Annotated in this window: 20 protein-coding genes and 1 other RNA gene; 9 read left to right on the forward strand and 12 right to left on the reverse strand. The window is 44.5% G+C overall.

Annotated elements, in window-relative coordinates:
• Nucleotides 1-237: 237 nt before the first annotated feature.
• Nucleotides 238-1,545 carry a glutamine synthetase family protein gene (locus LZ23_RS16090; RefSeq protein WP_084591106.1) on the reverse strand — a complete coding sequence of 436 codons (1,308 nt, stop codon included), beginning with the start codon at nt 1,543-1,545 and terminating at the stop codon, nt 238-240.
• A gap of 792 nt (nt 1,546-2,337) precedes the next feature.
• Nucleotides 2,338-3,411 carry a KamA family radical SAM protein gene (locus LZ23_RS16100; RefSeq protein ID WP_045215820.1) on the reverse strand — a complete coding sequence of 358 codons (1,074 nt, stop codon included), beginning with the start codon at nt 3,409-3,411 and terminating at the stop codon, nt 2,338-2,340.
• Nucleotides 3,412-3,683: 272 nt separating this feature from the next.
• On the opposite strand from LZ23_RS16100, the gene LZ23_RS16105 reads away from it, so the two are divergent.
• Nucleotides 3,684-3,893 carry a hypothetical protein gene (locus tag LZ23_RS16105; RefSeq protein WP_045215821.1) on the forward strand — a complete coding sequence of 70 codons (210 nt, stop codon included), beginning with the start codon at nt 3,684-3,686 and terminating at the stop codon, nt 3,891-3,893.
• Nucleotides 3,894-4,899: 1,006 nt separating this feature from the next.
• Here the strand turns inward: LZ23_RS16105 and LZ23_RS16115 are convergent.
• From LZ23_RS16115 to LZ23_RS16130, 4 genes are read right to left on the reverse strand one after another with little or no spacing between them, the layout of a single operon-like run.
• Nucleotides 4,900-5,235, reverse strand: a complete 336-nt coding sequence (locus LZ23_RS16115) for a hypothetical protein (protein ID WP_045215825.1) — start codon at nt 5,233-5,235, stop codon at nt 4,900-4,902.
• Nucleotides 5,236-5,238: 3 nt separating this feature from the next.
• Entirely contained in the window at nt 5,239-6,558 is a 1,320-nt protein-coding gene (gene hemA, locus LZ23_RS16120) for a glutamyl-tRNA reductase (protein WP_045215827.1), read from the reverse strand.
• Nucleotides 6,558-7,385 carry a cytochrome c biogenesis protein CcsA gene (gene ccsA, locus LZ23_RS16125; protein ID WP_045215829.1) on the reverse strand — a complete coding sequence of 276 codons (828 nt, stop codon included), beginning with the start codon at nt 7,383-7,385 and terminating at the stop codon, nt 6,558-6,560. The genes hemA and ccsA overlap by 1 nt, the downstream gene beginning before the upstream one ends.
• Entirely contained in the window at nt 7,372-8,043 is a 672-nt protein-coding gene (locus LZ23_RS16130; protein ID WP_045215830.1) for a precorrin-2 dehydrogenase/sirohydrochlorin ferrochelatase family protein, read from the reverse strand. The genes ccsA and LZ23_RS16130 overlap by 14 nt, the downstream gene beginning before the upstream one ends.
• 340 nt (nt 8,044-8,383) lie before the next feature.
• On the opposite strand from LZ23_RS16130, the gene LZ23_RS16135 reads away from it, so the two are divergent.
• The 5 genes from LZ23_RS16135 (at nt 8,384) to LZ23_RS16155 (ending at nt 13,583) form a co-directional block, all read left to right on the forward strand.
• On the forward strand, nt 8,384-9,592 hold the full coding sequence (locus LZ23_RS16135; protein WP_045215832.1) for a glycosyltransferase family 9 protein: 1,209 nt from the start codon (nt 8,384-8,386) through the stop codon (nt 9,590-9,592).
• A gap of 83 nt (nt 9,593-9,675) precedes the next feature.
• Nucleotides 9,676-10,671, forward strand: a complete 996-nt coding sequence (gene moaA / locus LZ23_RS16140) for a GTP 3',8-cyclase MoaA (RefSeq protein WP_045215833.1) — start codon at nt 9,676-9,678, stop codon at nt 10,669-10,671.
• 6 nt (nt 10,672-10,677) lie between these two features.
• The gene (gene alr / locus LZ23_RS16145; RefSeq protein ID WP_045215835.1) at nt 10,678-11,787 is read left to right on the forward strand and encodes an alanine racemase; all 1,110 of its coding nucleotides are present in this window, start codon (nt 10,678-10,680) and stop codon (nt 11,785-11,787) included.
• 11 nt (nt 11,788-11,798) lie between these two features.
• Nucleotides 11,799-12,659, forward strand: coding sequence for an EamA family transporter (locus LZ23_RS16150; protein ID WP_045215836.1), 861 nt, complete (start codon nt 11,799-11,801; stop codon nt 12,657-12,659).
• A gap of 147 nt (nt 12,660-12,806) precedes the next feature.
• On the forward strand, nt 12,807-13,583 hold the full coding sequence (locus LZ23_RS16155) for a 1-acyl-sn-glycerol-3-phosphate acyltransferase (protein WP_157493278.1): 777 nt from the start codon (nt 12,807-12,809) through the stop codon (nt 13,581-13,583).
• Between the two features lie 651 nt (nt 13,584-14,234).
• Here LZ23_RS16155 and LZ23_RS16165 read toward each other — a convergent pair.
• The gene (locus tag LZ23_RS16165; RefSeq protein WP_045215842.1) at nt 14,235-14,441 is read right to left on the reverse strand and encodes a hypothetical protein; all 207 of its coding nucleotides are present in this window, start codon (nt 14,439-14,441) and stop codon (nt 14,235-14,237) included.
• 600 nt (nt 14,442-15,041) lie between these two features.
• Here LZ23_RS16165 and LZ23_RS16175 point away from each other — a divergent pair.
• Entirely contained in the window at nt 15,042-15,623 is a 582-nt protein-coding gene (locus LZ23_RS16175; RefSeq protein WP_052507449.1) for a DedA family protein, read from the forward strand.
• Nucleotides 15,624-15,921: 298 nt separating this feature from the next.
• Here the strand turns inward: LZ23_RS16175 and LZ23_RS16180 are convergent, their stop codons facing one another.
• Complete coding sequence (locus tag LZ23_RS16180; protein ID WP_052507450.1) at nt 15,922-16,164, reverse strand: hypothetical protein; 243 nt, start codon at nt 16,162-16,164, stop codon at nt 15,922-15,924.
• Between the two features lie 181 nt (nt 16,165-16,345).
• Here LZ23_RS16180 and ssrA point away from each other — a divergent pair.
• Together ssrA and LZ23_RS16185 are read left to right on the forward strand one after the other, a co-directional pair.
• Nucleotides 16,346-16,708, forward strand: a transfer-messenger RNA (tmRNA) gene (gene ssrA, locus LZ23_RS23655).
• A 522-nt stretch (nt 16,709-17,230) separates the two neighbouring features.
• Complete coding sequence (locus tag LZ23_RS16185) at nt 17,231-17,542, forward strand: hypothetical protein (protein WP_045215846.1); 312 nt, start codon at nt 17,231-17,233, stop codon at nt 17,540-17,542.
• Nucleotides 17,543-17,655: 113 nt separating this feature from the next.
• Here LZ23_RS16185 and LZ23_RS16190 read toward each other — a convergent pair whose 3' ends face one another.
• From LZ23_RS16190 to LZ23_RS16205, 4 genes are all read right to left on the reverse strand, one after another.
• The gene (locus LZ23_RS16190; RefSeq protein WP_045215849.1) at nt 17,656-18,105 is read right to left on the reverse strand and encodes an Lcl C-terminal domain-containing protein; all 450 of its coding nucleotides are present in this window, start codon (nt 18,103-18,105) and stop codon (nt 17,656-17,658) included.
• A gap of 36 nt (nt 18,106-18,141) precedes the next feature.
• Nucleotides 18,142-18,474: a pentapeptide repeat-containing protein gene (locus tag LZ23_RS16195; protein WP_052507451.1), complete on the reverse strand. Its 333-nt coding sequence runs from the start codon at nt 18,472-18,474 to the stop codon at nt 18,142-18,144.
• Between the two features lie 498 nt (nt 18,475-18,972).
• Entirely contained in the window at nt 18,973-19,284 is a 312-nt protein-coding gene (locus LZ23_RS16200; protein WP_198146024.1) for a HigA family addiction module antitoxin, read from the reverse strand.
• Between the two features lie 12 nt (nt 19,285-19,296).
• Complete coding sequence (locus LZ23_RS16205; RefSeq protein ID WP_045211767.1) at nt 19,297-19,575, reverse strand: type II toxin-antitoxin system RelE/ParE family toxin; 279 nt, start codon at nt 19,573-19,575, stop codon at nt 19,297-19,299.
• Nucleotides 19,576-19,619 lie beyond the last annotated feature (44 nt).

Consider the following 19,619-nt stretch of genomic DNA (forward strand, 5'->3'; position numbering starts at 1 on the left):
ATTTGCATGTGGCACGGCTTCCTGCCCGGAGGCATACAGCCCGGAGGGGGACTGGCTCTCCCAGCCCTTGTTTTATTAAGTCTGTGTTTTACATCAACAAAAAACAAGGACTGGGGTGCCTGTCCCCTGCTTTCCTTAGAAAAGGGCTAAACTATTACAATAAAACGTATCAGTTTAGACCGGAATCGTTTATCTGGTTTAGCCTGATAAATGGAATTCCGGATAATTCCAAGCCGTTTATATATGCAGATATTTGTCAAATTCTCTCTGGGTGACGTGGGTTCGATGATCTTCCCATTCGGCTGTTTTTATGCGCATCAGGTTTTCATACATTTTATGACCGAGCATATCTTTTAAAAATGAGCTTCTTTCAGCCTCAATCAGAGCTTCAAACATGGATTTGGGCAGAAAACGTTCATCCCAGACCTTTTTTTCTAGAGATTGAAAATAGGCTTTGCCAATATCTGGATTAGGGCAGGACAATTTTTCCCTCATACCCTGCACGCCCATTTTTATCAGTGCAGCCATTTGAATATAGATGTTGCCGGCAGGATCTGGACTTCTAAGTTCCAGTCTGGTTCCTTCAGGTGAAGTGGCATACGGTATTCTTACCATGGAGGTTCTGTTTCTAGGCCCCCAGCCCACTACTACCGGAGCTTCCCGTTCAATGACATACGCTTTATATGAATTGAAAGTGGAAGCCATTAAAATGGAAGTTTGCCGGGCGTATTTCAGGATGCCTGAGATAAATTGCATGGCGAGGGCACTGATGCCATATTCGTTGTCGCTGTCATAAAATACATTATTACCCTCTTTATCCTGCATGGACAAGTGGATGTGCAGAGCATTTCTGTTCTGTTTGTCAAAAGGTTTGGGCATGAAGCTGGCGTGGAAGCCGTGCTCCGAAGCTACCATATGAGAAACATAATTGAAAAGCAGTGTGCGGTCAGATGCCACCAGTGGAGGTGAACATTCGAAATTTATTTCATGCTGGGACGGACTGACTTCATGGTGGGCCTTTTCAAAAGGGATGTCACAGTCTGCCAGAATATCAATGATGTGATTACGTACATTTTCTCCGCGATCCCTGGGGTCTGCATCACAATAGCCTGCATTGTCAGTGTTGAGATTTTTGGAGTATTCGTCTTTGTTAAAGAGAAAGAACTCATATTCAGGACTGGCCATAAACTGAACTCCAAAATCATCCCAGGCCTCCTGGACAGCATTCTCCAGGATAAGGCGGGGGTCAGTGCTGGCTCTTTCTTTTTGTTCATTATGGATGGTGCCGACAAAAAGAGATGTTTGCTTGTCTTTGAACTGAATTTTTTTCAGGCTTTCCAGGACGGGGATAAGCATTCTGTCGCTTTTATCCACTGTGGCAATGCCTGAGACCGAACTGCCGTCAAATCCAATACCGTCCTGAACTATTGCAGTGATGTTCTTGGGATTGACAGGCAATCGCCTGATTCTTCCGTTAAGATCTGTGAAAATGATTTCCGTGGAATCTGTTTCTTGAATGAGCTTTTCAACTTCTTCCAATTGCACTTTGGTACTCCTTTATTTCCATAAAATGGGAAATATGTTGGCAGGTTCCCCTGAATGAAACGCATAAGCGCCATGCTCATGGTCATGCTGGTAGTCAGGGATGATTTTATATAAGGGAAAACAATGCTGGTGAACCTTGCAGGCCACTGGGAGCAAATTCAGCGGGAAAACATAAAAGATGGGTGACGAAGTTTCAGGGTGTTGCATAAGGTTGTTGCCTGGTATAAGGCACATGTTTCCGGGTTCAGAACAGTTTAGTAATTTACCGTTCAATCCTGTAAAAAAAAACAAGAAATTGTTATCAGTTAATTGTTATCAGTTATCAGTTAATGGTTAATTGTTATTAGCTCCCCACCCGGGCGGCTCGGGACCGAATCTGTGAGTAACAAAAAAAAGCCTTAGCACGTTTGAGATTGCCGCGCTCGAAGACTCGCTCGCAATGACACCTGAGCTGTCAGGGATGTAGTTGCTGAAAACCTGTCACCCTCGAGGGAGCCTAAGCGACCGAAGCAATCTGTATGGTAAAACCATAATGCTTTGATTTTATTGCTAATTTGGTTTTAGTTGCTTGTAAGTTAATGGTTAATTGTTGAAGAACTAAAGACTGAAATTACTGCCTTACCCTGATAACAAATAACAGATAACTTGGTTGTGGGCACAGCCCGCATTAGGGTTTTGAAAAGGGTATTCTCCACCCTGGCAGATCTATCTGAAGTAGAGCCGGCTGGATACCGGCTCCACTTAATACTTGACCTAAAGAGCTGTTAGATAATTTTCAAAGCCAGGAAGAGATTAATCTTTGATAACCGGTAAAGTAGTGGTCTGGCCCTTGTAATTTCTCAAAATATATTCTTTATCGTTTTTGTCGTGAATATAATAGTCCGGCATAAGCGGAATTTTACCAATGTTTGTGGCAATAACATACATTGGCTGGGAAAGTCCTGTTGTATGGCCTCTTAGAGCATCCCTGATAAGTTCTGCTCCTCTTTCCACTGGTGTTCTGAAATGATCAATTCCAGGTGCTGGTTCACAATAAAACAGATAATATGGTCTTATTCTAACTGAAAGCAGTTTCTGATGCAAGTCTCTGAAGGTATCCACATCATCATTGATACCTTTGAGCAGGACGGCCTGGTTTCCGACATTAACTCCGCACTTGAGGAGGTTGAATACTGCCTCTGCAGTCTGGTCTGAAATTTCTTTGGGATGGTTGCACTGGGTATTGATCCAGATGGGAACTCTGTGAAAATCCCCCAGAATTTCCATGAGTCCGGGAGTTATGCGTTGAGGCAGCACAATGGGTATTCTGGTCCCGAAGCGAATCATCTGTACATGCGGAATACGGCGCAGCTCAGTTATGATCCGGTCCAGCTTTTCGTCTGACAGAATAAAGGGATCTCCCCCGGTGATGAGCACGTCGCGTATTTCTGTATGTTCTCTTATCCAGTCCAGTCCTTCATTCAGGTCAAACCTCAGGCTCAGCTCCTGATCAACTACCAGTTCCTTGCGAAAACAGTGTCTGCAATAGTTGGCGCAAATATCGGTTACAGTAAATGCGATGCGATCGTAATACTGTCTGGCGATACAATCAGGGCGCTTTTCGCCTACAGCCCTGTTTTCCTTGAAAATCAGATAGTCCTGAAGACCGTAGCAGTTCTGCTGTTCGAGCCTGTTGGGGATAACCTGCTTACGAATGGGACAGTCGGGATCATCAGAATCCATAAGGGAAGCAAAGTAGGGTGTTGTTCCCCATTTGGTTTTCATGGATGTGACTGCTTCCTCTTCCTGGGGTGACAGATTAATGTATTTTTTCAGTTTGTCTACGTTATTTACAATGTTCTGGAGTTGTGTGATCCACTCTTGCATTATTTTAACCTCGTGGAATAAAAGGTTTAATGTTAATAAGTCCTGGGCTGATGACTTAAGGCCAAAGACTGAAGACTGAAGACTGAAGGCTGAAGGCTGAAGGCTGAAGACTGAAGTCTAAAGTCCAAAGTCTTAAGTCTGAGGTCTAAAGTCTGAGGTCCGAGGGCTAAGGTCTAAACAATTACGTAAATTTTATTGGTAGTAATAAGGGATAGCGGTGAGATGGATATTGGGGTGGTTTTTTTCGTTTTTTGGAGTGAGTATTTTTTTGCATGCCTGATCCCTCTATAGTAAGCAATGATTGTATTGCCGGGCTTTATTACGGGTTGGAAAAAGGGTCAAGCATAATCTATGATGATCTATTAGGTGAGTTTGCATATTGTTCCCAAACTGGAGTCTGGGAACGAGTGGTAACAAGAAATTTTTATAACCTTGAAAGAGCAATGATGCCTACGATCCTTGTTCTTCAGCCTTCAGCCTAAAAAGTAAGGTTATCGCCCAAACTTAACTCTCCTCACCCGGGCGGCCCGGGACCGAAACTTTGAGTAACTTTAGGATACTGTCACTTTTCTGGAAATTGGGACAGTCCCCGCGAGGTACTATAAAAAAGATTGATGCTGCATTGGTTCCTGGAAGAAATTGGCTTAAATGATAAAATTTACACAGCGAGGGACAGTCCCTGTGCTAGGTGCAATGTTCCCATCTTTGACGGAATTTTTCAGGCAAATGTGCATCAATCAAAGCAAAAATCGTCAAAATATGAAAATTATAACCATCTGATTTTATTAGCATAACGATTCAAGTTACTTGTAAGTTCCTAACCCGGGCGGCCCGGGACCTAATCCGCGAGTAACTTATACCCCTCGTTCCCAGGCTCCAGCCTGGGAACGTTTAGTTCTTGCGGCTCCAGCCGCTTCTTCAAAATGTGGCTGGAGCCACAAAAAAAAGAGGTGTTCGCAGGCTGGAGCCTGGGAACAAGAGCAAATATACTGAAATTTGAAAGTATTTGATTTTATTGTCAATATGATTCTAGTTACTTAGAAGCTCTTCACCCGGGCGGCCTGGGACCGAACCTAAGAGAAACTTTAAGAGTCTGTCACTTTTCTGGAAATTGGGACAGTCCCCGCGAGGTACTATAAAAAAGATTGATACTGCATTGGTTCCTGGAAGAGATTTGCTTTGATGACAAAATTTACACAGCGAGGGACAGTCCCTGTGCCAGGCAAAAAGCTCCCATCTTTGACGGAACTTTTCAGGCAAATGTGCATCAATCATAAGCAAAAATCGTAAAAACTTGAAACAGCCTTAACACGTTAGAGATTGCCGCGCTCGAAGACTCGCTCGCAATGACAGCTGAGCTGTCAGGGATGTGGTTGCTGTAAATCTGTCACCCACGAGGGTGCCTAAGCGACCGAAGCAATCTGTATGGCAAAACCATAATGCTTTGAATTTATTGCTTATTTGGTTTTAGTTACTTGTAAGTGGCTATCATACCCTGACATCCTGATTTCTGATGAGCTGATCAATGAAGTTAATCATAGTTTCGCGCTGTTCATTGGTGGCGTATGATATGCAGTCACAGCGGATAATTTTCTCACATCTGACCAGGAGTTCAAGTTTTATCCAGTCATCCCCAACTTCAACGGCCATATAATGGGGTCCGCATTGCCCGGCATGCGCCTTCTGCTCATCAGTGAGAAGGTCTTGGGGCACCATCATCCAATAAAGTCCTTCCACTGGGCGTTTCAAAGCTTTTTGACTGATGCTGTCCAGTATTTTTGCCATATCCTGGCTGTTTATTTCTTCCACAAGGTAAGAGCGCATGTTTTAATTCCTTTTCCTGTTTTGATGAGTGTCGGGGGGGATGTTCTCGTCATCGAGGTTGAAGAATCTTCTCGCCAGATCAATGAATTTTTCTGCAGATCCTTCTTCTCTTGATCTTCTCTTGAGAAACACTATAGGTGCATGATACAGTTTTTTGACTAAGGACTGGCTAAGCTGCTCCATGGCAGCCCTGGTTTGCTCATCCACATCAGGCCCAAGGCTGCGTAAAGATTTTTTGAGCTCTTTGCGGGCAATACTTTCACCATGGTTGAGCATGTCCACAATGGTGGGACTCAGGTCCAGAGATTGAAGCCATTGTTCAAACTTGTCAGCTTCCTCTTTTACAATATCCATGGCCCTAGCTGCCTCTTCTCTTCTGCCGGCCAGGTTTTCCTCCACCACTTCTCTGAGATCGTCAATATCGTAGAGATAGACACTGTCGAGTGAATTGACATCGGGATCAATATCTCTGGGTACGGCAATATCAATAAAAAACATTGGTCTGTGCCGTCTCTGCCTGAGAATGTTTTTGATCTGCGACGCATTGATGATAGTGCTTTGAGCTCCGGTAGAACTGATTACAATGTCTACCCTGTGCAGGTTGTCCAGCATTTTTTCCATGCACATGGATTCGCCTTGAAATTTGTCAGCAAGTTCCCTTGCTCTTTCAGGTGTTCTGTTGGCCACCATTATTGTTTTCAGGCCGCTGTTGAGCAGGTGCATGGCGGCAAGTTCTGCCATTTCACCAGCTCCAATGAGCATGGCAGACTGATCCTGCAGTTCTCCAAAAATTTTTTTGGCCAGTTCTACTGCAGCATAGCTGATGGAGACAGCACTGGATGAAACTGCTGTTTCCGTTCGAATACGTTTGGCTGCAGAAAAAGATTTGTGCAGCAGACGGTTGACAATCACCCCTGCAGATTTTTCTTTTACTGCTTTGCGGTAAGCGTCTTTCAGCTGGCCCAGGATTTGAGGTTCGCCAAGAACCATGGAGTCTAAGCTGGAAGCTACGCTGAACAGATGATGGACTGCATTTTGTCCCTCATGTACGTAGATATGATCTCTCAGCACATCCTGGCTTTGTCCGCAATAGTTGGACCAGGTGGCAAGAACTCTGGTCTGAACCTCTTCCCTGTCATGGTTGCCGACGCAGAGCACCTCAACTCTGTTACAGGTGGATAGAATGAGAGCTTCTCCCACTGGACCTTGACTGTTTATGAGTGCCTGCTCTCTGGGATTGAAACCTGACAGGGCGTACTTTTCCCTGATCTCAACGTCAGCTGTTTTGTGGTTGAGTCCAAAAAGGTATATTCTTTGTTCCATTACGGCCTTAAGCTGTGATGTGTTTCCGTAAAAAAGTTGATGCCAACAAATGAGGCAAGGGAGAGAATGAAAATAATGATGGCCATTTGAGCTGTTCTTTTGCCACGCCAGGCACCGGATATCCTGCGATGAAAAAGCCAGGCAAATACAAACCAGATAACCATGGTAATGATCTCTTTGGGATCCCAGGTGAAGATGGTTTTCCATGTGAAGGCAGCCCAGATAAAGCCTGATAATACTCCCACAGTATAAAGAGGAAATCCGGCAATGACAGCTATATGATTTGCCTTGTCAAAGCTTTGCAGTGAGGGAATATCTTTGGATACGCTGCTCAGTTTGGTCTTGGTTTTTATTTTCCTGTCAAGATACAAATAAGATATGCCTGCGCCAAAAGCCATGGCCAGCAGGGCCATGCTCATAAACAAAGATCCGATATGCAGGCTGAACCATAACCCCTGCAACAGACCGGGAACGGGCAGTGTGGTGGGTGAAATGGCAAGAGAACCGGTGAAAATGAGCAGAGCAAGTGGCGCTGCAGTGATGGAGAGAAATTTTAGTTTAAGTTTCCACCACACAAAAAAATAACAGAGCAAAAAGCACCAGGCCAGAAGGCTGATATAAAACTGATTATGGGTCAGGACCTGACCCAGGCCCAGTGCATACTTGAGAACAAGGTCCAGAGTATGCAGTCCAAAGCCTGCAGCAGTAACAATAACCGCCCAGTCCTGGGTTTTCTTGCGGGAATAAATAAGACCCAGCAAAAATGACAATGCTCCAGTCAGGTAAAGAAGGGCAATGAAAAAGTCTAAAATTCTAAATGAGATCATTGACTACACCTTGTACCTCGTTATGTGTGTCTGATGGCAGGATTTGCTGTAAAAGCTCTGCAAGCTGCCGACTTTTGCCCTGTTTCAGAAGGGGTAATGCCTCTGAATCAACAATTGCCCGGAAATACTCTCGGTTTTTTTTCTGAGGCAAATCAAGGGGCAGGATGATTTTCCTAACTGCTGCAAGCAGTTCGGTCAAGAGGGCGTATTCCGGTCCGTAGATGTCACTTAAGTCCTGCTTTATTCTTGCGGTCAGGGCCGGACTGCATCCGCAAGTGGAAACAGCAATAATCAGGTCTTGCCTGGAAAAGACACCGGGTAAAATAAAGTCACCCTGATCAGGAGTTTCCGCTACATTGCACAGAATGTTTTTTTCCTGACAGGCCCGGGCTACCTTTTCGTTTACTTCAGGATCATTGGTACAGGCAAAAACCAGGCTGCAACCCTCAAGATGAGTAACATTAAATGATTCTTTAAGGTGCGTCAGTCTGGAGTCCTGATCCTGGATGTCGAGTGAGTCAGTGAAAGGGTCAATAACGATGACTTTCTCTGGAGAACACGACATGAGAGTTTTGATCTTTCTCAGCCCAACACTGCCCGCACCCACAATTAAACAGGTTTTGTCAGATATATTTAGAAAAATCGGAAAATAGCGCATGTCTGTTAAACCTTCTGTATTAATGACTTACTGCTTCAATCCTGTACCAAAAAACAAGATTTTTTTACAGCAATAATGCACAAGATCCAAACTCTTCAGCCTTCAACTTTCAACTTCCAGCTATGATCTTTCAGCCTTCAGCTATAAGCTTTGAGCTATAAGCCTTCAGCCTTCAGCCTTCAGCCTTCAGCCTGAAAAATCCTGTTATCGCAACAACTTAACGATTCTTGTGTAAGTTGGGTTGTATGTTGTTCCTGTATTCTGTCATAAACCGGCACAGGCAAGTCATGGTTGCCCACTTTGGAGTCTTGAGATAAGCTTGCCGTCTTCAGGGGGAACATTGAATACCAACACTCTCATTATACAACTGGCCCGCCTTGGTGATTTATTGCAGACCAGTCGGCTTGTAAAGTCTTTGCAGCAGCATTCCCGGGTCCATCTCTGTATTGATAAATCTTTGGCAGCTCTAACTGAGCTTGTTTATCCGGGAGTTGAGATTCATGCCTTGCATGCCCATGGTTCCGGTAAGATGAGCTCTGCTGAGATTATGCGCCACAACCTGCAAGTCAAGAGTAAATTATCAGCCACCAACTATGAACTGGTTGTAAACCTTAATTATTCAGGGATGAATTTTGCCCTGTCCAGGCTTTTCTCTCCCGAAAAAGTGCGTGGGTATATTAATTATGATGGTCAGGAAGCAAGACATCAATGGACCAAGCTTTTTTTCAGACTTTGTGCCCACAGACGTCTGAGCAGCATTAACCTTATGGATTTCTGGGGGCTATACGCTCCAAACCCTTTGTCACCCGCCAAAGTCAATCCTCTGGCTTCAGACCAGGGTAGCGGGATAGGGGTTGTCATGGCCGGACGTGATTCCAGAAGATCAGTACCTTTAACGACCCTGGCGGGACTGACCAGGGCAGTCCGTGATAAATGCAGAGGCAAAAAAATTTATCTTCTGGGCAGCAGTGCTGAAATGGCTCATGCCAGAAAATTTCAACAGGAAATCAGTTCGACTTTGCATAGTGATGTGGTTAACCTTGTGGGCAGGACATCGCTTTTAGATTTGGCTGAGGTTATTAAATCTTTAGAAATTGTGCTGACTCCGGATACCGGAACCATGCATCTCGCTGCCCACTCAGGGACAAAAGTACTGGCGTTTTTTCTATCATCAGCTTGTTGTTTTGAGACCGGACCATATGGCACAGGACATGAAGTTTTTCAAGCAATGCCCTCCTGTGCGCCCTGTGTGGAGTCCCGAAAATGTAAGTTTGACCTTGTCTGTCATGATATTCTTGGCAGTAGAAAAACTTTTCAGGCTATTCTTGGTAAAGAGGTCAAGGGTGATCATCAGGGCATCTTATATGAATCTCGTGTAGATGATCTTGGAGTAAATTATACCCCGGTTTGCGGCATTGATCAGTACGCAGAAAAAAGGGCTCAATTGCGAGAATTAATACGCAGGCAAGTGGGGCTTAAGGCATGTTCAGTTGATATTGCTGAAGAAACAGCCCGGATTTTCTTTCATGAAAACCAGTGGATGCTCTAAGCCTGGCCATTAACAAATAACAAATAACAGATAACAAATAACAAATAACAAATAACTTTTAACTCTCAAGACAGTAAATTCACATGATAAAGGATAACTTTGGCAGGACTATAAGCTATCTGCGATTGAGTGTCACCGACAGATGCAATCTGCGCTGTTTTTATTGCAGGCCTTGTCAGTCAAGGTTTATGCCTCATGAGACAATTCTGTCTTATGAAGAGATGATTTATCTTCTGAGCATTTTTTCAGAAATGGATGTACAAAAGGTCAGGTTGACCGGTGGGGAACCTTTTGTCCGCAAGGATATTCTGTATTTTCTTAACAGGGTGAAAACCACTTTGCCTGATCTTGACATGCGTTTGACCACCAATGCGACATTGATAGCAGGCAAGATCAGAGCCCTTAAGGATATTGGAATAAAGGGGCTCAATATATCATTAGACAGCCTGGACCGTCATAAATATCAGCGCATAACCGGCATGGACTGTCTTGATAATGTCATGGCCAGCATAAGGCGCTGTCTTAATTTTGGCATACGGGTCAAAATAAATGTGGTGGCTCTTAAGGGCGTTAATGACGATGAATTGTCTGATTTTGTAAATATGGCCATGGAGCTTCCTGTTGATATTCGTTTTATTGAATTCATGCCCATAGGTCATAAAACTCTCTGGCAGAAGGAACATTTCTGGTCTGCCGATGATATTGTAAGTGAAGTGCAAAATATGGTTGAAATTGTGCCTGCGCCTTTCAGCAGCTTGAATCATGGGCCTGCAGCTGTCTATGACCTGGTTGAAGGGCAGGGCAGGATAGGGGTGATATCTCCTCTTAGCAATCATTTCTGCGGAACCTGCAACAGGTTCAGGATAACTGCAGATGGCAGGCTTAGAACCTGTCTTTTTTCAGACAATGACTTCAGACTGCTTCCTTTGTTACGGTCAAAAAAAATAAGTAAAGAAAGGGTGCGCATAGTACTGGAAAGAGCTGGATTGCAAAAACCAATGGGGCATGAAATAATGGGGGCGCGTGGGAGTTCAGAAAAAAGCATATGCAGTAGAATTATGTCTTCTATAGGCGGTTGAGCAACAATGCTTAAAGTTGAAATAGATTTGCAGTCCATCAGGGATAATTATCAGATACTGGCGCGTGCTGCAGGGGTTGATTTGATGCCTGTAGTCAAGGCAGACGCTTATGGTCATGGTATGGAGCAGGTAGCCATGGCCCTTTGGAAGCAGGGTGCAAGATACTTTGCAGTGGGGCCTGTTTTTGAAGGCCTGATTTTAAGGTCTGTGCTGCCGGAGGCTGGAATTTTTTCTCTTATGGGGCCCCTGAATGACAATGATGTTCTTATAATCAGACAGAAAAATATCATTCCTTTCATTCATTCCTGGGAACAACTTCAACTTTTATCAAATATGGATCCTCATGGATCTCCTTTGCCTGTGGGATTGAAGTTTGATACAGGAATGAACAGGCTGGGTTTTAAATGTGATCAGGTGGGTCTGTTGATTGATTTTTTGCAAAACAATCCCAAAGTAAACCTGACAATTATTTCATCTCATCTTGCCCTTGCAGATGACCCATTGATGAATCATCAGGTGATTGAGCAGTGGAAGTGCATGCAGGAGGTTTCAGATTTTTTTAATCAGGCAGGTTTCATTCATCAGAAAACCATGGCCAACTCAGCTGCCATTCTCAATGTACCTGAAACCATAGGCGATATAGCAAGGCCGGGCATTGCCCTGTACGGAGGCAATCCATTTACCGGAACCTGCTGTGAGGGAAAAGGAGACTGCCTTAAGCAGGCCATGCGGGTCAAGGCGCCGGTTTTATCCGTCAGTAATCTGCTTAGAGGTGAGGGGATAAGTTACGGACTAACTTTTGTGGCCCCCAGAAATATGCGGGTGGCAATTATTGGGTGTGGGTATGCGGACAATTATTCCAGAAGTCTGTCCAATAAGTCGTGGATGATTTTTAAAGGACATATGCTGCCGGTTCTGGGCCGGGTCTGTATGCAGATGAGTGCGGTGGATGTCTCCCATGTTCCGGATATCAGCCCTGAAGACGAAGTTTTTGTGCTTGGAGGAGATGAACTGGGTGAGATAAGTGTTCATCAGCTGGCATTCTGGTGGAATACCATTTCTTATGAGGTGTTTTGTCTTCTGGGCAAGAATGAGAAAGTTTTTATCCACTCCTGAAAGGTTTTTACATGTGGATTATACTTTCATTTTTGACAGCTGTTTGCGAAGCCGCCAAAGACGGCCTTTGCAAAAAATCCCTGAAAGATTTTGATGTAATCACCATTGCCTGGGTCTGGAAGGTATTCAGTCTGCCATTTATTTTGCCCCTGCTTTTTTTTACCCATGTTCCTGAAAATCTTCCAGCTGAGTTTTGGGTAGCCCTTATTGTGGGCGGTGGGCTGAATATACTGGCTACTTTGTTATATATCCGGGCCATCAATATGTCGGATTTGTCCATCAGCCTGCCATTACTTAGCTTTACCCCTGTTTTTCTGCTCTTTACTTCGCCGATTATGGTAGGGGATGTTCCTGCATTGCCAGGATATCTGGGAGTTTTTCTGATTTTTGTCGGTTCTTACCTTCTTGGTATTGGACATAGAAAAACAATATTCAGTCCTTTAAAGGCAATTACGCGCGAACCCGGAGCCAGGCTCATGCTGGGTGTGGCATTTATATGGAGCATCGCAGCTAATATGGATAAAATCGGGGTAATGTCCAGTTCTCCTTTTTTCTGGGCTGTATGCGTGCAGAGCTTTATTTCTCTTGGGCTGACTGTAGTACTTCTGATTAACAGACAATCATTGCGGGGCAAGCTGTCAGGGAACTATCCACTTCTTCTTTTGATTGGCTTTTTCACTGGAGCTGGCTTTGTCTGTCAGATGACAGCTATTAAAATCGGTCTTGTTCCTTATGTTATTGCCATTAAACGCACCAGTATCATTATGGGGGTTTTAATTGGAGGACTTTTTTTTATGGAAAAGGATCTGAAAACCAGGGTGGGCGCTGCTGCAGTCATGGTTGCAGGCGTCTTTGTGATTGCTTTTTATTGATTTTTGCCGTGGATTAGCGATTTATCCTGGAGCACCCGAGATCGAAAGTGTATGTAACTTACGCCCCTCGTGCCCGGGCTCCAGTCTGAAAAAAGTAGAATTGTCCAGTACGCCTTTGAACCTTTTGAAGGATTGCAGGGAGCTTATATGAAACAGATACTAAAAATTATTTCCTCCATCTATCTGGTAATTATTTTTACGATTATCTCTGTTCTAACTCTGATTTTTTATCGTGACCCTAAAAAGAGGCTGGATCGGATCAGTCGCAATACAGCCATGTTCAGTCCGATTCTACTATGGATTATGGGTGTGCAGGTTAGAATCAAAGATCACAGTAATGGCCGGGCTTTTCAGGGAAAAACCATGGTCGTGGCCAATCATCTGTCTTATCTTGATGTATTCATTCTGGCAGCTTTGAGGCCTACCTTGTTTATTTCTTCCGTGGAACTTTCAAGAACTTTTTTTATGGGCCATATATCCAAGCTGGGGGGGACAGTATTTGTGGAAAGAAGAAAGTACACTCAGCTCAGGCAGGAAATAGATAAAATTGCAGCTGTACTGGACCATGGTTTTTTTATGGGCCTGTTTCCTGAAGCCAGAACATCTGATGGAACATCTGTCCTGCCGTTCAAAGGAGCCCTTTTTGAAGCTGCCATAAGGTCAGATGCCGATGTTGTTCCTGCGTGTTTCAAATACCGCAGGCTTGAGGGTAAACCTCTGACAGCCGAGAACAAAAGTATAGTTGTATATCACAATATCAAGTTTGCCCCTCACATCATTAATCTTTTCAAGTACAATAAAATTGAGGTGGATTTAGAACTTTTTGACCGGGTTCCTACTGTTGGGAAAACCAGGAAGAAACTGGTGTCGCAGACCTACAGTACTGTTTTAGAGTGTTATGGAAAAGGATTTGCCGACAGATAAACTCGTCAGGGGGCAAACAGCTTCTCCCTGTCGAGCTTTGTACTCTAATGCGGGGTGTACCCGCAACCCCAAAAAAGAAATTTTAACCGCCCGTTCGCCCCTGTTGAATGGCTGCGCCTACACTTCGTGTATTCAACTGGGTAAAAAGACTCACTCAAGACGCCCAGTTAAACCCTGCTGCGCAGGAACGCTTTCAGCGTTGTTAAACCGGGCAGGCAAAGGGCGCAAAGGAAGAAAGAAGTTTTTTCATTTGCCGGGGAACCCAGTTAAACCCGCCCAGTTAAATGGCGGATATTAAACCGGGTAAATCTGCGACGGTGACTTCGTCTGTTTAACAAGGCAGGCGGCAAATGAAAAGGCAGCCTTTTTGAAAACCGATGCCCGGTTTTCAAAAATATATCTTCCTTATTTTCTTTAACTTTGAGTCCTTTGCCTGCCCAGTTGGATTGCTCGAAGAGCAAGCCCGAAGGCCATTCAACCGGGGCGCCTTTGCGGTTCAAATTCTCTTTTTTTTATGACAGAGTTTCAGGAGTAAGTTACTAAAAAGGCCTGACAGATGTTGACCTCAGCTGGATTATACCTTTATTTTTTTCAATCAGCAAAATCCGGTCAATCCTCAACAGGTGCTTACGCAAGTATTTACCTGGCCTGCTAAACAACCCACATATCATCATCGTCTCCGGAATCGTGATGATATTTTTTGCTCTCTCTTTTGCGGATAATCTCCAAGGCACCCTGAACCTCGCTTATGGCTCTGAGAATTTTTTGCTTGAGCTGATCATCAATGGTTTCATCCTCTTTAAGACTCAAGTGCAGGCTTTGCTCAGCCTTTTTTAAATGCAGTCTTTTATCACTCATGTTTACTCCTTTATTACAGTTTTGTCCTCAGGAACAGCAAGCATTTAAACAATCCGACAACATATGTGGCAAAAAAGGCAGTCCCAGTGCCACATCCAAAGCGTTACACAGGCACCAGGAAATCATTTAGAGCCCAACCTGACGATCCCTTTTTCAGTTGGGTTGCGGGCACAGCCCGCATGAGCGTTACAATATGATAAGATTATGCTTAAAAATCATGAATTGCAATACTCAATCTTTCAAGATAGGTACAAGGCTGGACTGTTGGTAACAGCGCAGCGTTTTGCATGTGTCATGTGGACCGTAGCACCTGCCCCCGCAGTAACTTAATCAAGTCATGAATGATGTACCTGCAGAAAGTCGGGAAATAAATTATTCAGGAAAAAATAATCTGCATAAGTATTTGTTGTCATTGATCTCTGACATCTGACCCCTGAAGTCTGACCTCTGAAGTCTGACCTCTGATCTCTGACTTCTGACCCCTGTGACACCAAGAATGACTTTTTGCAGCCCCATCATGAATGTAGTGGTCAGGGAATTATTGCGTAAGTGTCTGCCAACTGATAACTTTTTACTTTTCATTAAATTAATAAAAATTGTATGTATTCTTATCTCATAGGTTTTTTACTAAGTATTGTTTCCGCACCTGAGTTTGTGGTTTTTGTTCTGTTTGAAACGCTGGCCAGGTCGTACAGTTCATTATTTATGGTAATCCTGATTATCAGCACTGGAGGAACCATTGGTTCTTCTTTTATTTATGCTCTTGCAAGGATAATTGGCTATGAAAAGTTTTCCCATTTTCTTAGCACTTATGGAAAGAAGCTTTTGCTCAAGCCATCAGACTTGGAAGATATTGAATATTACTATGACAGATGGGGAAACTATATTATTTTTTTTGGCCGCTGGCTGCCTACTTTCAGGAGTTTAGTGTCGGTTCCAGCCGGCCTTTCCAAGATGAAAGCCGGGCACTTTGTGGTGATGACCTTTGCAGGTACTCTTGCCTGGAATACTATTTTATGTTCAATTCTTTATGCGTTTGGAGCATATCTGGAATATCTTGAGGTAGGTCTTGAAGGATATACATGGATCGTGTTCAGCGCCCTGATTTTACTTGGCTCGTATTTCCTGGCCAAAAGGGTAGGTGAAAAGGTGATAGACAAATCTAAGCAGGAAGATAGATAACCGGCTGAATAGATCCTGGCTTGCGCGGGCTGTCCCCAATCGACTTTTTTTAGAATCGAGTTATGCTCCCGAAAGCATGAGACTTGTACTCCGGGATCCGCTTGATTAGTAACCGATATTTTTAAACGTGTTATTTATAAGCAAGTGGGCCTCGGAAAAGCAAGCCCCTCTGTCACATCTAAGGGTCTAAGCCTGCAAAAGAAAAGCCCGTACCACTTTTGCCATTAAATGAGGTACGGGGCTTTTCAGTTTGGCCTTTTCAAGCCGTTTGTGTTGATGGATTGTTGACCAGACTATTTTAATCAGCGAGTCTTGAAGCTGATACCGCCTGAACGAGTTCTGCACTTGAGTTATAGACCATAGTGCTTTCTAAAGCCACAATCTTGGAGACCAAACTTGGGTCCTGCACTATTTGCCGGTTAAGGCGGGACTTCTGGAGAGCCTTTACTTCATCAGCTCGTGACTGTCCTTTTGCGGCATTTTCATTTTGAATTGCACTTGAAGTGTCTAAATTAAAGTTATTTACGCTGCTGATATTCATGTTGTACCTCCTTTGGCCATTAGTTCCATTTGCGAGCTTAATTACTTTATCGGATTGAGGCAGAAAAACTTAAGGCAGAATTTTGTGCCCAGTTCAAAATTTTTTTTGAAAATTCTTATTGCCAGACCGTACATAATGATTATAAATGATATTTCCAACCAATTGACCCATCTTATCTAAAGGGGGCGAAACGGTTTCGACAGGGATGATTGAAGCCGAGGTTGCAGGCCGAGGTGCTGTGGGGACCTCGTTAAACACGCAGCAAACAATTAGTTGCCAAAAACAACGAATACGCAATGGCTGCTTAGATCAGCCACGTTTCCTTTTGCCCATGCCTGATAAGCAATATGGAAGCGACGACACCCCATCAGGCTGCTCGTTTATAGCCCTGTCTCAAGGCGATAAACGTTAAGACAAGTTGAGACTGGCTCTGAAATGCCTGTCTGAGGCTTACTTCATTGCGAGATTTAAAGTCAGACTAAGCCTGTAGAAGCCTTGAGTGGAACATTCTTGGACGCGGGTTCGACTCCCGCCGCCTCCACCAGTCAATGAAAAAAGCACTTTCAAACTCAATTCATTTTTTCAAACTTACAAGTAACTAAAAAAAACTGGCCCCCGGATCAAGTCCGGGGTGACGGTTAAAGCAAACTATTTCTCTTTATCGTCATTCCGGCGAAAGCCGGAATCCAGATTTTTTCTTGTTCCCAGGCTCCAGCCTGGGAACACCTCTTTTTTTGTGGCTTAAGCCACATTTTGAAGAAGCGGCTGGAGCCGCAAGAACAAGACGTCCCCAGACTGAAGCCTGGGAACGAGGGGTATAAGTTACTCACAAGTTCGGTCTCGGGCCGCCCGGGTGAAGAGCTCATAAGTAATTTCAACGTATTGCATGTCCATTGCAGTATGTTAAGGTTTACTATGGTTCATTTATTCTTAATATTTTATGGGGTACGGCTTGGGGTACATTTTGCTTGATAGATATTATGTACCCTGCTGTACCCCATTTTTATTGGAGGTTGTCCACCAGTTTTTGCTGATTGCCATATCATCACCGTAAATAGTACCACTAATGGCAGAATTGGCAGCTGGTCATTGTCAAGCCAGGCTGCGGACCGCCTGCCTTCCAGTGTGGGCAGTCAAAATCCCGCATGTCCTGCATGAGGCAATCGCTTCTGAACTTGACGCATGCGAAGAGACAATCCATGTCCCCCGGAGGGCACAGGGCTTCGCACTGGTCCCGTTTAGCATCACAGGCCCGCAGGATGCTCCTGAACGTTTCGTTGCAGCAGTTGTTGCAGTCGATCAGGTCGGGGCAGCCGTGGACGCAGTCGATGTAGGTGCCAGTGGCGGCATGAAGGTTGGGCGTTGCCATGAACAGTAAGGCCAGGGCCAGGAAGGTGGTCAGGAATAGTTTTTTCATTATCATTTCCCTTGTGGTGCAGACAGTGTAAAAGTGTTGATCAACCAAAAATTCCAGGCAAGCTCCAAAGTACCTCACCGTCCGGAGCGGACCGGCCACACGTGGTAGGTGCGGGTCTTGAGGAAGTTGTATACGGTGCCGTTGTGCATGTTCACAAACCACGCGATGTCCGTGGGGGGCGCGTCGGTCGTACTGGACCAGTAGGGGGAGTACTGGATCCCGGTAAAGGGATGTCCGCCTTGCATTGCATGGGATAAAGCCACAAGTTCATCCATGCTCGGCAGTCGCCATCCGCCAATACCGGAGATGCTGAAAGACTCGCACCTGGACACGGCGTCCTCCCAATTCAATCTGCCGAACGGATCGGCATCCTTGGTCCACATCAGCCTCGTCATCGTATCCGTCACCGTCCCGTCCCCATTGTCCACAAACCTCTGGGCAAAGGCCGACCCTGAAAGGACTAAGGAAATCAGGCAGAGCATCAGGGCCACGGTCACAATAGTCACCCTGGAAATTTTTATCATGTTCTTTCTCCGTGTGTTGTTGAATGTTTAGAACGCTCAGTTGCATTGCCCAATGGACCCGAAAGCGCAGACCCGTCCATCAGGCCAGATAGCCTTGCTTAAGTCAGCGCCGGTTAAATCAACACCGGTCAGATCAGCCCCGTATAAATAGACGTCAATGAGATTGGCGTTTCTGAGGATGGTGTTTCGAAGATTGGCGCCCTTCAGGTAGGCACCCTGCAAATTGACACCTTCCAGGTTGGCATTGCTTAAATTGACCCCAGGGCATTTTGTATAGGCCTGGATCGGACAGCCGTCGACGACCAGCTGAGCAAATGCCGGTACGGTCAGTAAAAAAAAGCAGATAGATAAAATGGTGGTTTTGATCATTACGTATCTCCTTAATTGAGCTAAAATTGTTCAGGAACATCCCGTTTTAAACTTAAGCACTATCTATGCCATACAATAAAATTGTTAAATATCAGCATATTACCAGCATTGCCAACAGAACTGACTCTTAAGTTTGCGCCAACAAGATTGGCAGCAGTTGGCACTTTATCTTGTGTCCAGCGTGTAGAACTGCGAGACAGGCCAAAGTTCTGTCCTTAGGATGTACAATACACTGCCTTGGGGGGAAGTTACAAGAAATTTATTGCGGCTGGAGTGGAGGTGAAGGCAGTCATAGCTGCATTTTGACAGGATGATTTGAGTGTCCAGGCTGAGGATACATGGAGTCAAGACTACGTGCATGTTCTGACAGAAGTCCAAACCTACCTGAATTGTCAAGATTTCTTTTGTCAGTCTTCAGAAATCATGGGCCAAGACTGCCCCAGAAATTAGCCGTAGGCTTGGGTAACCGTCATGAGCGTGGGACAACCATCATAATTTTCAGACAGAATGCAGGACTTGTGATGTCAAGGGACGTACATCTTTCCAGTCGCTGGAAAGATGTTCTGCACGCCAAAGATCGTAGCTCTTCTGGAGGTTGAGCCACAAGCCTGGTGTCGTGCTTAGGGCTCGTGAGAGCCTAAGGGCCATGTCAGGAGTCACTGAGCCTCGTTCATTCAATATCTTTGACAAGGTTTTTCTGGATACGCCAAGTGTTTCAGACATGCTGGTTATAGAAATGTTTAGTGGTTCCAAATAATCTTTCTTCAGAATATATCCGGGATGGGATGGCTGTCTTTTCATTGTCATCATAATAGTCACCTTTTAATGGTAATCATCATAGTCAACGACATAAGCATCGCTATCTATGAATTTAAAAAATATTCTCCAATTTCCCGAGACCCGGACGGAATATTGTCCCTTAAGTTTTCCTGATAGCTTATGCAGGTAGGACCCTGGGAAGTTCATATCAATTATGTCATTTGCAGCGTTCAGTCGATCCAGGATTCTGGATATTTTGTCTGCATGCTCGGGACTAATGCCTCTTGTTGATCCATAATAATAAAATACTTCAAGTCCCTTATGCTTAAAGGATTTAATCATACAGAATTATGTAACCGCAATGGTTACGAATGTCAACCTTTGAA

Source organism: Desulfonatronovibrio magnus, assembly GCF_000934755.1.
Lineage (GTDB): Bacteria > Desulfobacterota > Desulfovibrionia > Desulfovibrionales > Desulfonatronovibrionaceae > Desulfonatronovibrio > Desulfonatronovibrio magnus.

Excerpts from the sequence above, each read along its gene's own strand:
- LZ23_RS16185 (WP_045215846.1), top strand. The coding sequence starts at position 17,231 with ATGGCAGAATTGGCAGCTGGTCATTGTCAAGCCAGGCTGCGGACCGCC.
- LZ23_RS16130 (WP_045215830.1), bottom strand. The coding sequence starts at position 8,043 with ATGCGCTATTTTCCGATTTTTCTAAATATATCTGACAAAACCTGTTTA.
- ccsA (WP_045215829.1), bottom strand. The coding sequence starts at position 7,385 with ATGATCTCATTTAGAATTTTAGACTTTTTCATTGCCCTTCTTTACCTG.
- LZ23_RS16105 (WP_045215821.1), top strand. The coding sequence starts at position 3,684 with ATGCCTGATCCCTCTATAGTAAGCAATGATTGTATTGCCGGGCTTTAT.
- LZ23_RS16115 (WP_045215825.1), bottom strand. The coding sequence starts at position 5,235 with ATGCGCTCTTACCTTGTGGAAGAAATAAACAGCCAGGATATGGCAAAA.
- LZ23_RS16155 (WP_157493278.1), top strand. The coding sequence starts at position 12,807 with ATGAAACAGATACTAAAAATTATTTCCTCCATCTATCTGGTAATTATT.
- LZ23_RS16150 (WP_045215836.1), top strand. The coding sequence starts at position 11,799 with ATGTGGATTATACTTTCATTTTTGACAGCTGTTTGCGAAGCCGCCAAA.
- LZ23_RS16200 (WP_198146024.1), bottom strand. The coding sequence starts at position 19,284 with ATGATGACAATGAAAAGACAGCCATCCCATCCCGGATATATTCTGAAG.
- LZ23_RS16190 (WP_045215849.1), bottom strand. The coding sequence starts at position 18,105 with ATGATAAAAATTTCCAGGGTGACTATTGTGACCGTGGCCCTGATGCTC.
- LZ23_RS16175 (WP_052507449.1), top strand. The coding sequence starts at position 15,042 with ATGTATTCTTATCTCATAGGTTTTTTACTAAGTATTGTTTCCGCACCT.
- LZ23_RS16195 (WP_052507451.1), bottom strand. The coding sequence starts at position 18,474 with ATGATCAAAACCACCATTTTATCTATCTGCTTTTTTTTACTGACCGTA.
- LZ23_RS16180 (WP_052507450.1), bottom strand. The coding sequence starts at position 16,164 with ATGAATATCAGCAGCGTAAATAACTTTAATTTAGACACTTCAAGTGCA.
- LZ23_RS16100 (WP_045215820.1), bottom strand. The coding sequence starts at position 3,411 with ATGCAAGAGTGGATCACACAACTCCAGAACATTGTAAATAACGTAGAC.
- hemA (WP_045215827.1), bottom strand. The coding sequence starts at position 6,558 with ATGGAACAAAGAATATACCTTTTTGGACTCAACCACAAAACAGCTGAC.
- moaA (WP_045215833.1), top strand. The coding sequence starts at position 9,676 with ATGATAAAGGATAACTTTGGCAGGACTATAAGCTATCTGCGATTGAGT.
- LZ23_RS16165 (WP_045215842.1), bottom strand. The coding sequence starts at position 14,441 with ATGAGTGATAAAAGACTGCATTTAAAAAAGGCTGAGCAAAGCCTGCAC.
- alr (WP_045215835.1), top strand. The coding sequence starts at position 10,678 with ATGCTTAAAGTTGAAATAGATTTGCAGTCCATCAGGGATAATTATCAG.
- LZ23_RS16205 (WP_045211767.1), bottom strand. The coding sequence starts at position 19,575 with ATGATTAAATCCTTTAAGCATAAGGGACTTGAAGTATTTTATTATTAT.